Source organism: Streptomyces sp. NPDC050743, assembly GCF_044456925.1.
Lineage (GTDB): Bacteria > Actinomycetota > Actinomycetes > Streptomycetales > Streptomycetaceae > Streptomyces.
The window spans coordinates 18,515-32,575 of the sequence record NZ_JBITGJ010000028.1 but is presented as its reverse complement, the minus strand read 5'-3'; the positions used below and the strand labels follow the sequence as shown (position 1 = coordinate 32,575).

Sequence of the window (14,061 nt, the reverse complement as noted above, 5' to 3'; positions counted from 1 at the left end):
CACATAACAGTCATATGTGTACCTAGTCTGACATTGCACGCGCTCATCCTGTCCACAGCGGTTGCGCGCCTGTCCCGCTTCGGCTATCGGGAAGGACCGCCCACGCCATGCCCGCAGACCTCGCCGTCATCGGACTCGGCCCCTACGGCTTGCCGCTCGCCCAGGCCGCCGTCGCCGCACGCATCCCCACCGTCGGTTACGCCACCGGCCCCGAGGGGAGTTCGCTCAGCCCCGCCGAGCTGCGCCGGATGCACTCCGCGGGCTTCCGGCCCGGCACCGACCCGGCCCAGCTCGGCCGGGTGCGCACCGCGGTGATCTGCGCGCCGACCCCGCGCGGCGCCGACGGCGGACTCGACCTCGGCCAGGTGGAGGCGGCCGCCCGCACCCTCGCCAAGGAGCTCCGCCCGCACACCACCGTCATCCTGGAGTCGCCGGTGCTCCCCGGCACCACCGAGGAGTTCCTGCGCCCCCTGCTGGAGGAGGGCTCGGGGCTGCGCGCCGGCCGCGACTTCCACCTCGCCTACTCGCCCAGCCGGGTGGACCCCGGCAACCGCGACCACGTCCCCGCCAACACCCCCAAGGTCATCGGCGGCCTCACCCCCGCCTGCACCGAGTCGGCCGCCGCCTTCTACGGCCGGCTCACCGACAAGGTGGTACGCGCGCGTGGGCTGCGCGAGGCGGAGACCGTGCAGCTGCTGGAGACCAACTTCCGGCACGTCAACATCGCGCTCGTCAACGAGATGGCCGTGCTGTGCCATGAGCTCGGCGTCGATCTGTGGGACGTCATCCGGTGCGCGGAGACCAAGCCCTTCGGATTCCAGGCGTTCCGGCCGGGCCCGGGCGTCGGCGGCCACGGCGTACCGCAGGACCTGACCGGCCACGCCACCCGCACCCTGCGGATGGTGGAGCTGGCCCAGCAGGTCAACAGCCGGATGCCCCGGTACGTCGTGCAGCGCGCGGCCACCCTCCTCAACGAGCACGGCAAGTCCGCCCGCGGCGCGCGCGTGCTGCTGCTCGGCGTCACCTACAAGCCCGACCTCGCCGATCTGCAGGGCACACCGGCCCAGGAGATCGCGATCCGGCTGATGGAGCTGGGCGCCTCGGTGAGCTTCCACGACCCCCTGGTGGCCTCCTGGAAGGTGCTGGACCGCCCGGTGCCGCGCGCGGACGCGCTCTACGAGACCGCCGCCGACGCCGACCTGACGATCCTGCTGCAGCAGCACCGCACCTATGACCTGCAAGGGCTGTCGGTGAAGGCACAGTTGCTGCTGGACACGCGCGGGGCCGCGCCCACGGGGGCGGCACACCGGCTCTGAGCCCGGTCACGAACGGAAAACAGCCGAGGGCGTTGCCGTCCCCGGCTGTTAGTCTCCCCCGGACTCGCCGCACACGCGTGTGCCGGGGGTTTTCCGTTTCCATCCTTCAGTCGTGCTCCATATCGGGGGGATTTCTGTCATGACCCAGTCAGCTCCACCGCCGCAGTCGCCGCAGCCCGGTCCGGTCGACGGCAACCCGTACGCGCAGCAGGCCCCGGCCGGCGCGCCGTACCCGCCGCAGCCGGCCGGCCCTGCCGGCCAGCCGGGCGCCTTCGCCCCGTCGGCGCCGTCCGCGCCGGCCCGGAACAACCTCGTCCTCGGCCTGGTCGCCGCGGTCGTCGCCGCCGTGGCCGCCGCGGCGCTCTACGGCGTCATCATCGGCGCCACCAAGCACGAGATCGGCTACGCGGCCGTCGGCGTCGGCTTCGTCGTCGGTGTCGCGGCGGGCAAGGCGGGTGGCCGCAACCCCGTCCTCCCGATCGCCGCCGTCGTCCTGTCCCTGGCCTCCGTCTACTTCGGCCAGCTGGTGGGCGAGGCCATGATCGGCGCCAAGGTGAGCGGCCTGAGCTTCACCCAGGTCTTCTTCGACCACTTCGACATCGTCCAGAAGACCTGGAAGGAAGACTCCGACCCGCTGACCTTCCTCTTCTTCGCCATCGCCGGCTTCGCCGCGTTCTCCGGCACCAAGAAGGCCGCCGCGTAACGCCTTCCCGCAAGCGGCAGGGCCCGGCCACCTCTCGGTGGCCGGGCCCTGTGCGTCGTACGCGTCAGCGGCGGTGCTGGCTGTCCGCGACCGTCACCTCGACCCGCTGGAACTCCTTCAGCTCGCTGTAGCCGGTGGTGGCCATCGCGCGGCGCAGGGCGCCGAAGAAGTTCATCGAGCCGTCGGGCGTGTGGGACGGGCCGGTGAGGATCTCCTCGATGGTGCCGACCGTGCCGAGGCCGACCTTCTTGCCGCGGGGCAGCTCCTCGTTGACCGCCTCCATGCCCCAGTGGTGGCCCTTGCCGGGCGCGTCCGTGGCACGGGCCAGCGGGGAGCCCATCATCACCGCGTCGGCGCCGCAGGCGATCGCCTTGGGCAGGTCGCCGGACCAGCCGACACCGCCGTCCGCGATCACGTGCACGTACCGGCCGCCGGACTCGTCCATGTAGTCACGGCGGGCCGCGGCCACGTCCGCGACGGCCGTGGCCATCGGGACCTGGATGCCCAGCACGTTGCGCGTGGTGTGGGCGGCGCCGCCGCCGAAGCCCACGAGCACGCCCGCGGCACCCGTGCGCATCAGGTGCAGGGCCGCGGTGTAGGTGGCGCAGCCGCCGACGATCACCGGGACGTCCAGCTCGTAGATGAACTGCTTCAGGTTCAGCGGCTCGTGCGAGGACGAGACGTGCTCCGCCGAGACCGTCGTACCGCGGATGACGAAGATGTCCACGCCCGCGTCCACGACCGCCTTGGAGAACTGGGCGGTGCGCTGCGGGGAGAGCGCGGCCGCCGTGACCACGCCGGAGTCGCGCACCTCCTTGATGCGCGCGCCGATCAGCTCCTCCTTGATGGGCGCCGCGTAGATCTCCTGCAGGCGGCGGGTCGCCTGCTCGGCCGGCAGCTCGGCGATCTCGTCCAGCAGCGGCTGCGGGTCCTCGTACCGCGTCCACAGGCCCTCGAGGTTGAGCACGCCGAGGCCGCCCAGCTCGCCGATGCGGATCGCGCTGGCAGGGGAGACGACGGAGTCCATGGGGGCGGCCAGGAAGGGCAGCTCGAAGCGGTAGGCGTCGATCTGCCAGGCGATCGAGACCTCCTTCGGGTCCCGCGTACGGCGGCTGGGGACGACGGCGATGTCGTCGAAGGCGTACGCCCGGCGGCCGCGCTTGCCGCGCCCGATCTCGATCTCAGTCACGTCTGTGGCCTTTCCCTGATGCGTTGCAGCGTCTTCCAGTATCGCCGACGGGTACGACGAGGGCGGCCCCGGATGCTCCGGGACCGCCCTCGGGACGACTGACGACTACTTGCTGCTGTAGTTCGGCGCCTCGACCGTCATCTGGATGTCGTGCGGGTGGCTCTCCTTGAGGCCCGCCGAGGTGATCCGGACGAAACGGCCCTTGGACTCCATCTCCTCGATGGTGGCCGCGCCCACGTAGCCCATGGTCTGACGCAGACCGCCGACGAGCTGGTGCAGGACGTTGGCCAGCGGGCCGCGGTAGGGCACCTGGCCCTCGACGCCCTCGGGGACGAGCTTGTCGTCGGAGGACACCTCGGCCTGGAAGTAGCGGTCCTTGGAGTACGACTTGGCCTGGCCGCGCGACTGCATGGCGCCGAGCGAGCCCATGCCGCGGTACGACTTGAACTGCTTGCCGTTGATGAAGAGCAGCTCGCCGGGCGACTCCTCGCAGCCCGCAAGCAGCGAGCCCAGCATCACCGTGTCGGCGCCGGCGGCGAGCGCCTTGCCGATGTCGCCCGAGTACTGCAGGCCGCCGTCGCCGATCAGCGGGATGCCGGCCGGGCGGGCGGCGAGGGAGGCCTCGTAGATGGCGGTGACCTGCGGGACGCCGATGCCGGCGACCACACGGGTCGTACAGATGGAGCCGGGGCCCACGCCCACCTTGATGCCGTCGACACCGGCGTCGATCAGGGCCTGCGCGCCGTCGCGGGTGGCGACGTTGCCGCCGATCACGTCGACGTCCACGCTCGACTTGATCTTCGACATCCAGCTGAGGGCGTTGCTGTTGTGGCCGTGCGAGGTGTCGACGACCAGGAAGTCCACGCCGGCCGCGGCGAGCGCCTGGGCGCGCTCCAGGGCCTCGGGGCTGGCGCCCACGGCGGCACCGACGAGCAGGCGGCCCTCGGCGTCCTTGGCGGCGTTCGGATACTTCTCGGCCTTGACGAAGTCCTTGACCGTGATCAGGCCCTTGAGGACACCGGCGTCGTCGACGAGGGGAAGCTTCTCGATCTTGTGCTTGCGCAGCAGCTCCATCGCGTCCACGCCGGAGATGCCGACCTTGCCGGTCACCAGCGGCATCGGCGTCATGACCTCGCTCACCTGACGGCTGCGGTCGGACTCGAAGGCCATGTCGCGGTTGGTCACGATGCCGAGCAGCTTGCCGGCCGGGTCGGTGACGGGCACGCCACTGATGCGGAACTTGGCGCACAGGGCGTCCGCCTCGGCGAGCGTGGCCTCCGGGTGCACCGTGATCGGGTCGGTGACCATGCCGGACTCCGACCGCTTCACCAGGTCGACCTGGTTGACCTGGTCCTCGATGGAGAGGTTGCGGTGCAGCACACCGACACCGCCCAGCCGGGCCATCGCGATCGCCATGCGCGACTCGGTCACCTTGTCCATCGCCGCCGACAGCAGCGGGATGTTCACCCGGACGTTGCGGGAGATGCGGGACGAGGTGTCGACCGCGTTGGGGAGCACTTCAGAGGCACCCGGCAGCAGCAGCACGTCGTCGTAGGTCAGCCCGAGTGTCGCGAATTTACCGGGCACTCCGTCGACGTTGGCAGTCATGACACCTTCCCCAAATGGCCTTGATCGGTGCGGATCTACATGCTAACGGGAAGCATCGCTAGCAAATTCCACGGTACGGGGTGACTTCAGGCTTCGTATGTTCGTACGGAAGCTGAAGCATGCCTGTTCAACAAAGGGAGCTGCAGAGGCTCCGTACAAGGGCGTTACTGCTCGGCGAGCGCGCGGAGGCGGCTCAGCGCCCGGTGCTGGGCGACCCGGACCGCGCCGGGTGACATTCCCAACATCTGTCCGGTCTCCTCCGCGGTCAAGCCTACGGCGATGCGCAGCAGGAGCAGTTCGCGCTGGTTCTCGGGCAGGTTGGCCAGCAGCTTCTTGGCCCACTCGGCGTCGCTGCTGAGCAGGGCGCGCTCCTCGGGGCCGAGGGAGTCGTCCGGCCGCTCGGGCATCTCATCGGACGGCACCGCGGTCGATCCCGGGTGGCGCATGGCGGCCCGCTGCAGGTCGGCGACCTTGTGGGAGGCGATGGCGAAGACGAACGCCTCGAAGGGGCGGCCGGTGTCGCGATAGCGGGGCAGCGCGAGCAGGACCGCGACACAGACCTCCTGGGCGAGGTCCTCGACGAAGTGACGCGCGTCGCCGGGCAGCCGGGACAGCCGGGTCCGGCAGTAGCGCAGCGCCAGTGGGTGGACATGGGCGAGCAGATCGTGCGTGGCCTGCTCGTCACCGTCGACGGCGCGATGGACGAGCGCACCGATCGCCCCATGGGCCGTGCCCGCCTCGTCGTCGCGCATCGGTCCATGGTGCCTTGTGGCCGTCCGGTCCGTCGCATTGTGCTCGTGGTTGTGCACCGAAGCGTTATGAGCAGGTGCGCCGGCACTCATCTCCTGCGCCCTCCCCTTCCGCTCGACCGACTCGTCCCCGAGAGACTCCACATCTCAAGGATGCGGCATCCGCGGCGAAACGAGCAGCGCGCGTCCGGCGGGCCGCCTTGCGCCTCGCCCGCCGAACCGTCCTGCGCGGTCGTGCGCCGGGGACGCCCCACACCTCGCCGCGTGGCGCCGACCACGGGTGTTGCCGGAATGGATCTCCGTTCACGCGCGCGACCGACCCTCCGGCCGACGGCCTGCCGCACGGCCCCTCGACTGTGACGGGGTCCACCCCGCGAACGCCCCGCACGACCGTGTCCACGGGCAACCGGAACACCGGTCATGGCATTCCACCGGTACCGACCTCCTTGAGCGGAGCGGAAACGGGACGTGGGGATTCGGCGGCGGAGTCGGGGGCGCGGTCATCCACACCCGTCCACACCGCGCGTGGGTGCCGCGCCGGGGATGGGCGCCGCGCCGCGATCGGGCGCCGCGGCCGCGGAAGGGCTGTCCTCCGCACAGCGCATGGGCGCCACACCCCGTGCAAGGGCGAATCGTCCACACAGGGCACGGGCGCCTCGCCACGCAGGGTGGTCGTCCACACAGCGCATGGCCGCCGCGCCCCGCAGGGGCGATCGACCGCGCAGCGCATGGCCGCCGCGCCCCACAAGGGCGAGCGACCGAACGGGCATGGCGCCCCGGACCGCATGGGCGAGCGACCGAACGGGCATGGCGCCCCGGACCGCATGGGCGATCGTCCGCGCCAACGCACCGCGGGGCTGGGGCACGACGCGCCGGTACGGCAGCTGAACCGAGGGGCACTCTCGCCCAGCCACCGCGCCGGCGGTCGTCCACGCCACGCGCGCAGGGCTGGGCGGAACGTGCCCGACGCCCTGCAGCGGAGCCGCAGGGCGTCCGCGCACGCACGCGTGCGTGCCGTCAGGGCGCGTCGGTATGGCCTGGGGACCGCCGGCACCGCCGCCGGAGAGGACGGTCGTCCGGCTCCGGGCAGGGCCAAGGCACGGCGGTTCCGTACCTGAGCCCGGCGCGGTGCCGTACGTGCGTCGCGTTCGGGTCGGCGGTCGACCCGGTGGCTTCCCGAGGGGGCCGGTGAGACATCCCGCTGCTGCCAGGGGAGGCGGACACCCGTCCGGCTCCGGGACTGGCGCCCGGCGCCGGGCCGGCCCCGCCTGCCCCGCAGGGCTGGGCACCGTCTACCGGACCAGTCCCCAGCGGAAGCCGAGCGCCACCGCGTGGGCCCGGTCCGAGGCGCCGAGCTTCTTGAACAGGCGCCGCGCGTGCGTCTTGACGGTGTCCTCGGAGAGGAAGAGCTCGCGGCCGATCTCGGCGTTGGAGCGGCCGTGGCTCATGCCCTCCAGGACCTGGATCTCGCGCGCGGTGAGCGTGGGCGCGGCGCCCATCTCGGCCGAGCGGAGCCGGCGCGGGGCCAGTCGCCAGGTCGGGTCGGCGAGAGCCTGCGTCACCGTGGCGCGCAGCTCCGCGCGCGAGGCGTCCTTGTGCAGGTAGCCCCGGGCGCCGGCGGCGACCGCGAGGGCCACGCCGTCCAGGTCCTCGGCGACGGTGAGCATGATGATGCGCGCGCCGGGGTCGGCCGACAGCAGGCGGCGCACGGTCTCCACGCCGCCCAGGCCGGGCATGCGCACGTCCATCAGGATGAGGTCGGAGCGGTCGGCGCCCCAGCGGCGGAGGACTTCCTCGCCGTTGGCCGCCGTCGTCACACGCTCGACACCGGGCACGGTCGCGACCGCGCGGCGGAGCGCTTCTCGGGCAAGCGGGGAGTCGTCGCAGACGAGGACGGATGTCATGACCGCCCTCCGCAGCTGATGCGCGTCACCTTGAGCCTCCAGGCTGGTACGGAATCGTCACCTGTGCGGTCGACCGTCTCGGACGCCTGCCCGAGCGCTTCTGTTTTCAACCGCCTCCGCACTCTCAACGACGGTCACTCGAAAGAGTTACGGGGCTACGTGCCGTCTTCGGCACTCTACGTGAGGGGCTCGACACGGTGCAGACATGAACAACGGACCCACAAGTTTTCATCACAACTATGCCCCGTTTGGCCCATTTTCTTCCCGTTTTGAGGTGTCCGAGGCTAGATTCGCAATGAGTCATATTTTCATCTCCTTAGACCGGAGATGTACGGTCGTTGGCACCGTATCCGCTCAGAACGGCTACAAGGGGTCACGTAATGGCAGATTTCTCCCGCCTTCCCGGACCGAACGCGGACCTGTGGGACTGGCAGCTGCTGGCTGCCTGCCGCGGCGTGGACAGCTCGCTCTTCTTCCACCCCGAGGGCGAGCGCGGGGCGGCTCGGAGCGCTCGCGAGAACTCGGCCAAGGAGGTCTGCATGAGGTGCCCGGTCCGCGCGGAGTGCGCGGCGCACGCACTGGCGGTGCGCGAGCCGTACGGCGTATGGGGCGGCCTGACCGAGGACGAGCGTGAGGAGTTGATGGGGCGCGCGCGCAACCGCCTGGTGACGGCTTCGGCCGCCGGCGCGGAGACCGCCCCGAATCACTGAAGGAACGTTTCAGCACCTACAGCCCGAAGGGTGCGCTCATTCCAACCACCAGGGCACGTCGCGTCACCACGTACGTGCCCTTGACTCTGGCGCCGCCCGCACCGGGGCTGTATCTCCGGTCGCATCACACCGCCGGGCGAGACGCCCGCGCCCGTCGCGTCCGCGCACTCCGGCCACGCCCGGCAGCCGGCCACCGGCGCGACACCGCCTGACCCCGGCACCGCTTGGCGCCGGCACTGCTTGGCAGCCCAGCCGCCCTCGCCGCACTCGACCGCCTGCCCCCGGCACCACTTGGCCGCCCAGCCGCGCTCGACCGCCTGACCCCGGCACCGTTGGCCGCGCCTCGCCGCCCAAGCCGCGCCCGACCGTCTGACCGCGCCGCACCGCCCAAGCCGCGCCCGACCCACCGGGCCACCCCCTCGGCCACCCAGCCGCCCTCGCCGCACTCGACCGCCTGACCCCGGCCGCTTGGCGCCGGCACCGCTTGGCCGCGCCCCGCCGCCCAAGCCGCGCCCGACCGTCTGACCGCGCCGCACCACCCGAGCCGCGCCCACCCGGCCTGGACCGCGCCCCGCCGCCCGAGCCGCACCCGACCACCAGGGCCACACAAGCCACGCCCAGCCGCCGTAGCCGCCCTAGCCGCGCTCCCCCGCCTGGCCGCGCTCGACCGCCTGGCCGCGCTCCCCCGCCTGGCCGCGCTCGACCGCCTGGCCGCGCTCCCCCGTATGACCGCGCTCGACCGCCTGGCCACGTCCCGTTGCCCGGGTCAGCTGTTCCAGGGTCGCCGCCACGGCCGGCACCTGGGCCAGGTCGGGCAGGGTGAGGGCGACGATCTCGCGCCGTACCGCCGGTTCCAGGCGTACCGTGCGCACGCCCCTGGGCCGTACCGACTCCACCGCCAGCTGGGGCAGTACGGCGACGCCCAGGCCGGCGCCGACCAGGCCGACGACCGCGGGATAGTCGTCCGTGGCGAAGTCGATGCGCGGCGTGAAACCGGCCCCCTCGCACACCTCGACCAGCTGGCCGCGGCAGCGCGGGCAGCCCGCGATCCAGGGCTCCTGGGCCAGCTCGCCGATGGCGACGCTCTCCGCGCGCGCGAGCCGGTGCCGCTCGGGCACCAGCGCCACCAGGCGGTCCATCAGCAGGGGTCGTACGACCAGGTCGTCCCAGTCCTCGGCGACGGCCGCGCCCTCGTAGCGGAAGGCCAGGGCCAGGTCGCAGTCGCCCTCGCGCAGCAGTTCGACGGACCTCGGGGGCTCGGCCTCCTCCAGGGAGACGCGGGTGCCGGGGTGGGCGGCGCGCAGGGCGGCCAGCGCGGTGGGGACCAGGGTGGAGCTGCCGCTGGGGAAGGAGACCAGCCGGACCCGGCCGGCGCGCAGACCCGCGATGGCGGCGACCTCCTCCTCGGCCGCGGTGAGCCCCGCCAGGATGCCGGAGGCGTGCCTGACCAGGGCCTCCCCGGCCTGGGTCAGCCGCATCTCGCGGCCGCTGCGGACAAGCAGCGGGGTGCCGACCGAGGTCTCCAGGGCCTTCATCTGCTGGCTGACGGCGGGCTGGGTGCAGCCGAGCTCACGCCCTGCCGCCGAGAAGGAACCGGTGGTGGCGACGGCGCGCAGGACGCGGAGATGACGGGCCTCGATCACCCTTCGAGCATAAGGGCAGCTTGGGATTGGCGCGCCATATTCGCTCGACGCTTTGAGATGCGGTCCCGTACCGTGCGGTCATGAAGCTTCTCTCGGTCAATCTGGGCCGCCCGCAGCCGGTGCCGTACACGGACCAGGCGGAGGGCGTGACGGGTATCGACAAGAAGCCGGCCGACGGGCCGGTGCGGGTGGCGGCGCCGGGCCCCAAGGGCGTCGGCGGGAGCGGGCTGGCCTGGGACGCGGTGTGCGAGCTGCGGCATCACGGTGGGGACGACCAGGCGGTGTACGCCTTCGCGCGCGAGGACCTCGACGACTGGGAGCGTGAACTCGGCCGGTCGTTGGCCAACGGCTGCTTCGGGGAGAACCTGACGACGGACGGCCTGGACGTCTCCGGCGCGCTGATCGGCGAGCGCTGGCGGATCGGTTCCGGGGTGGTCCTGGAGGTGACCTCGGGCCGGATCCCGTGCCGTACGTTCCAGGGCCATATGGGCGAACGCGGCTGGGTCAAGAGGTTCACACAGAAGGGCGCAACGGGTGCCTACCTCCGGGTGATCGAACCGGGTGAGATACGGGCGGGCGATCCGATCGAGATCGTGCACCGGCCGGACCACGGGGTGACGGCGGCGCTGCAGTTCCGCGCGGTCACCACCGAGCGGGAGCTGCTGCCGCGGCTGCTCGCGGCGGGCGAGGCGCTGCACGCGGAGACGCTGGAGAAGGTCCGCAAGTACGTGGCGGGGCAGGAGGGCTGAGCGGCAGTCAGCCGACAGGGGGGCCGGGACACGGCGGGGCGTCCGCCGACCGGGGGGCCCGGGGCGGCAGGGCGGGCGTCCGCCGCGCCGGCCCGCCCCCGCCAGGGTGACCCGCACAAACCACCCACGGCCCATAGCCCAGGATCCGCGCCCGCCAACTCCCGTGTGCGAGCGGAGCGGACGCGCTCGCTCCGGGTCAATACCCTTGGGCCATGACAACGGCTCTGATTACGGGATCGACCGCGGGTATCGGTGCCGCGTTCGCGCGGCGGCTGGCGGCTGACGGGCACGACCTCGTCCTGGTGGCCCGGGACACCAAGCGGCTGCGCGAACAGGCGACCGAACTGCACGACCGGCACGGCATCGTGGTGGAGGTGCTGACCGCCGACCTGTCCGAGGACAAGGGCATCGAGACGGTGGCCGACCGCCTCGGCGACCGGAAGAACCCGGTCGACCTGCTGGTCAACAACGCCGGGTTCGGCAACAAGGGCCGCTATCTGGAGGTGCCCATGGCCGACGAGCTCAAGATGCTCAAGGTGCACTGCGAGGCGGTGCTCCGGCTGACCTCGGCGGCGACCGAGGCGATGCGCGAGCGGGGCCGGGGCGGGGTCGTCAACGTCGCCTCCGTGGCGGCCTTCGTCCCGCGGGGCACCTACGGCGCCTCCAAGGCGTGGGTCGTGCAGTTCACGCAGGGCGCGGCGAAGGACCTCGCCGGCAGCGGCGTCCGCCTGATGGCCCTGTGCCCCGGTTTCGTGCGCACCGAGTTCCACGAGCGGGCCGGGATGGGCACGGACAACATCCCCGGCTGGATGTGGCTGGACGCCGACAAACTGGTCTCGGCAGCCCTGTCCGACCTGGCCCGCGGCAAGTCCCTGTCGATCCCCGACCCCCGCTACAAGGCGCTGATGGGCCTGGTGAAGGTGGCTCCGCGCGGGCTGCTGGGCGGGATCACGTCGAAGACGGGGCGGAAGTACGGGCCGCAGTAGCGAACGGGTGGTGCTGCCGTCCCGGTGCGAAAATGAGCGTGACACAACCGGGTCAGGGGGGCCGGGAGGCGGCGGCATGACCTTCGTACAGCTCATCGAGTGCAGGACCAGCCGGCCGGACGAGATGAACCGGCTCATGGACGACTGGGTCGCGCAGACCAAGGGGAAGCGGACGGCGACGCACGCGTTGGTCGGCAAGGACCGTTCGGACGCGTCGCACATCGTCGAAATGGTGGAGTTCCCGTCGTACGAGGAGGCGATGCGGAACTCGAAGCTCCCGGAGACCGACCGGATCTTCCAGGAGATGGCCGCGCTGTGCGACGAGAGCCCGACGTTCACCGATCTGGACGTCGTGCGCGACGAGCGGCTGGCCGAGGACACCGTCCGGCGGTTCTATACGGCGTTGCAGACCTCCGGTGAACTGCCGCCGCTCAACGACCTGCTGGACGAGGACATCCACAGCCACGATCCGGTGAACCCCCAGGACACCATCGGGCTGGACAACGCCCGCAGCGAGTACCGGATGTGGCGCGGGGGCTTCGACTTCACGTTCACGGTCGAGGACGTGCTCATCCAGGGCGACCGGGCCTGCGCACGCTGGACCTGGAACGCCACGCACAACGGCGACTTCCTCGGCATCCCCCCCACCGGCAGGCGGGTCACCATGACCGGGATGACGCTGTTCCGCCTCACGGACGACGGCAAGATCGCCGAGACGTGGTGGCAGCACGACCAGTTGGGGCTGATGCAACAGCTGGGCGCACTGGACGAGTTGGAGCAGTAGCGGGACGCCGGCGCGCACAGGGCGAAGGCCCGGCTCCCCCGCGGGGAACCGGGCCTTCGTGCGAGTGTGTCGGGCTCAGTGGGCGTGGCCGTGGCCGTGGCCCGCGGCGGCCGGCTCTTCCTCTTCCTTCTTCTCGACGACCAGGGTCTCGGTCGTGAGCAGCAGAGAGGCGATGGAGGCGGCGTTCTCCAGGGCGGAGCGGGTGACCTTGACCGGGTCGATGACGCCGGCCTTGACCAGGTCGCCGTACTCGCCGGTGGCGGCGTTGTAGCCCTGACCCTTCTCCAGGTCCTTGACCTTGGAGACGATGACGTAGCCCTCCTGGCCGGCGTTCTCGCCGATCCAGCGCAGCGGCTCGACCACGGCGTTGCGGACGACCGCGACACCGGTGGCCTCGTCGCCGGTCTTGTCGAGGTTGCCCTCGAGGACCTTGGAGGCGTGGACCAGGGCGGAGCCACCACCGGAGACGATGCCCTCCTCGACCGCGGCGCGGGTCGCGGAGATGGCGTCCTCCAGACGGTGCTTCTTCTCCTTCAGCTCCACCTCGGTGGCGGCGCCGACCTTGATCACGCACACGCCGCCGGCCAGCTTCGCGAGGCGCTCCTGGAGCTTCTCACGGTCCCAGTCGGAGTCGGTGTTCTCGATCTCGGCCTTGATCTGGGCGACGCGGCCGTGGACGTCCTCGGACTTGCCGGCGCCGTCGACGATCGTGGTGTCGTCCTTGGTGACCGTCACGCGGCGGGCGGAGCCCAGCACGTCCAGGCCGGCCTGGTCGAGCTTGAGGCCGACCTCCTCGGAGATGACGGTGGCGCCGGTGAGGATCGCCATGTCCTGCAGCATCGCCTTGCGGCGGTCGCCGAAGCCGGGGGCCTTCACCGCGACGGCGTTGAAGGTGCCGCGGATCTTGTTGACGACCAGGGTCGACAGGGCCTCGCCCTCGACGTCCTCGGCGATGATCAGCAGCGGCTTGGAGGCGCCGGCCTGGATGACCTTCTCCAGCAGCGGCAGCAGGTCCTGGATGGAGCTGATCTTGCCCTGGTTGATGAGGATGTACGGGTCGTCGAGGACGGCCTCCATGCGCTCCTGGTCCGTCACGAAGTACGGCGACAGGTAGCCCTTGTCGAAGGCCATGCCCTCGGTGAAGTCCAGCTCCAGACCGAAGGTGTTGGACTCCTCGACGGTGATGACGCCGTCCTTGCCGACCTTGTCCATCGCCTCGGCGATGAGCTCGCCGACCTGCTGGTCCTGGGCGGACAGCGCGGCCACGGCGGCGATGTCGGACTTCTCGTCGATCGGGCGGGCCGAAGCCAGGAGCTCCTCGGAGACGGCGGCGACGGCCGCGTCGATGCCCTTCTTCAGGGCGGCCGGGGAGGCGCCGGCGGCCACGTTCTTCAGGCCCTCGCGCACCAGCGCCTGGGCGAGCACGGTGGCGGTGGTGGTGCCGTCACCAGCGATGTCGTTGGTCTTGGTCGCCACCTCCTTCACCAGCTGCGCGCCGAGGTTCTCGTACGGGTCCTCGATCTCGACCTCGCGGGCGATCGTGACACCGTCGTTGGTGATGGTGGGGGCGCCGAACTTCTTGTCGATGACGACGTTGCGGCCCTTGGGGCCGATCGTCACCTTCACCGTGTCGGCCAGCTTGTTGACGCCGCGCTCGAGGGCGCGACGGGCGTCCTCGTCGAACTTCAGGATCTTCGCCATGACAGCGGGAGCCCTCTCG

General features: G+C 71.5%; 12 protein-coding genes. 6 read left to right on the top strand and 6 right to left on the bottom strand.

Annotated features, from left to right (window positions below):
* Window positions 1-107 precede the first annotated feature (107 nt).
* Entirely contained in the window at window positions 108-1,316 is a 1,209-nt protein-coding gene (locus ACIBJF_RS25435) for a nucleotide sugar dehydrogenase (protein ID WP_399176933.1), read from the top strand.
* Window positions 1,317-1,455: 139 nt separating this feature from the next.
* Window positions 1,456-2,019: a hypothetical protein gene (locus tag ACIBJF_RS25430; RefSeq protein ID WP_399176932.1), complete on the top strand. Its 564-nt coding sequence runs from the start codon at window positions 1,456-1,458 to the stop codon at window positions 2,017-2,019.
* Between the two features lie 64 nt (window positions 2,020-2,083).
* Here the strand turns inward: ACIBJF_RS25430 and ACIBJF_RS25425 are convergent, their stop codons facing one another.
* The 4 genes from ACIBJF_RS25425 to ACIBJF_RS25410 all read right to left on the bottom strand — a co-directional run bounded on the left by ACIBJF_RS25425 (window position 2,084) and on the right by ACIBJF_RS25410 (window position 7,469).
* Window positions 2,084-3,208, bottom strand: coding sequence for a GuaB3 family IMP dehydrogenase-related protein (locus ACIBJF_RS25425; protein ID WP_399176930.1), 1,125 nt, complete (start codon window positions 3,206-3,208; stop codon window positions 2,084-2,086).
* A gap of 105 nt (window positions 3,209-3,313) precedes the next feature.
* A complete protein-coding gene (gene guaB, locus ACIBJF_RS25420) occupies window positions 3,314-4,816 on the bottom strand; it encodes an IMP dehydrogenase (RefSeq protein WP_399176929.1) in 1,503 nt (500 codons plus the stop codon).
* Between the two features lie 164 nt (window positions 4,817-4,980).
* Complete coding sequence (locus tag ACIBJF_RS25415) at window positions 4,981-5,568, bottom strand: sigma-70 family RNA polymerase sigma factor (protein WP_030641278.1); 588 nt, start codon at window positions 5,566-5,568, stop codon at window positions 4,981-4,983.
* Between the two features lie 1,289 nt (window positions 5,569-6,857).
* A complete protein-coding gene (locus tag ACIBJF_RS25410) occupies window positions 6,858-7,469 on the bottom strand; it encodes a response regulator transcription factor (RefSeq protein WP_003948568.1) in 612 nt (203 codons plus the stop codon).
* A 380-nt stretch (window positions 7,470-7,849) separates the two neighbouring features.
* Between ACIBJF_RS25410 and ACIBJF_RS25405 the strand changes: the two genes are divergently transcribed.
* Window positions 7,850-8,179: a WhiB family transcriptional regulator gene (locus ACIBJF_RS25405; protein ID WP_399176927.1), complete on the top strand. Its 330-nt coding sequence runs from the start codon at window positions 7,850-7,852 to the stop codon at window positions 8,177-8,179.
* Between the two features lie 635 nt (window positions 8,180-8,814).
* Here the strand turns inward: ACIBJF_RS25405 and ACIBJF_RS25400 are convergent.
* Complete coding sequence (locus tag ACIBJF_RS25400) at window positions 8,815-9,822, bottom strand: LysR family transcriptional regulator (protein ID WP_399176925.1); 1,008 nt, start codon at window positions 9,820-9,822, stop codon at window positions 8,815-8,817.
* Window positions 9,823-9,902: 80 nt separating this feature from the next.
* Between ACIBJF_RS25400 and ACIBJF_RS25395 the strand changes: the two genes are divergently transcribed.
* From ACIBJF_RS25395 to ACIBJF_RS25385, 3 genes are all read left to right on the top strand, one after another.
* Window positions 9,903-10,571 (top strand): MOSC domain-containing protein, encoded by a 669-nt coding sequence (locus tag ACIBJF_RS25395; RefSeq protein WP_399176923.1) that lies wholly within the window; start codon window positions 9,903-9,905, stop codon window positions 10,569-10,571.
* Window positions 10,572-10,783: 212 nt separating this feature from the next.
* Window positions 10,784-11,557: an SDR family NAD(P)-dependent oxidoreductase gene (locus tag ACIBJF_RS25390; protein WP_399176921.1), complete on the top strand. Its 774-nt coding sequence runs from the start codon at window positions 10,784-10,786 to the stop codon at window positions 11,555-11,557.
* 76 nt (window positions 11,558-11,633) lie between these two features.
* Complete coding sequence (locus ACIBJF_RS25385) at window positions 11,634-12,341, top strand: ester cyclase (protein ID WP_399176918.1); 708 nt, start codon at window positions 11,634-11,636, stop codon at window positions 12,339-12,341.
* Between the two features lie 75 nt (window positions 12,342-12,416).
* On the opposite strand, the gene groL is transcribed toward ACIBJF_RS25385, so the two are convergent.
* Window positions 12,417-14,042, bottom strand: coding sequence for a chaperonin GroEL (gene groL, locus ACIBJF_RS25380; protein ID WP_399176917.1), 1,626 nt, complete (start codon window positions 14,040-14,042; stop codon window positions 12,417-12,419).
* Window positions 14,043-14,061: the final 19 nt, after the last annotated feature.

Coding starts and splice junctions, on each gene's coding strand:
- ACIBJF_RS25435 (WP_399176933.1), top strand. CDS start 108: ATGCCCGCAGACCTCGCCGTCATCGGACTCGGCCCCTACGGCTTGCCG.
- ACIBJF_RS25430 (WP_399176932.1), top strand. CDS start 1,456: ATGACCCAGTCAGCTCCACCGCCGCAGTCGCCGCAGCCCGGTCCGGTC.
- guaB (WP_399176929.1), bottom strand. CDS start 4,816: ATGACTGCCAACGTCGACGGAGTGCCCGGTAAATTCGCGACACTCGGG.
- ACIBJF_RS25415 (WP_030641278.1), bottom strand. CDS start 5,568: ATGCGCGACGACGAGGCGGGCACGGCCCATGGGGCGATCGGTGCGCTC.
- ACIBJF_RS25410 (WP_003948568.1), bottom strand. CDS start 7,469: ATGACATCCGTCCTCGTCTGCGACGACTCCCCGCTTGCCCGAGAAGCG.
- ACIBJF_RS25405 (WP_399176927.1), top strand. CDS start 7,850: ATGGCAGATTTCTCCCGCCTTCCCGGACCGAACGCGGACCTGTGGGAC.
- ACIBJF_RS25395 (WP_399176923.1), top strand. CDS start 9,903: ATGAAGCTTCTCTCGGTCAATCTGGGCCGCCCGCAGCCGGTGCCGTAC.
- ACIBJF_RS25390 (WP_399176921.1), top strand. CDS start 10,784: ATGACAACGGCTCTGATTACGGGATCGACCGCGGGTATCGGTGCCGCG.
- ACIBJF_RS25385 (WP_399176918.1), top strand. CDS start 11,634: ATGACCTTCGTACAGCTCATCGAGTGCAGGACCAGCCGGCCGGACGAG.
- groL (WP_399176917.1), bottom strand. CDS start 14,042: ATGGCGAAGATCCTGAAGTTCGACGAGGACGCCCGTCGCGCCCTCGAG.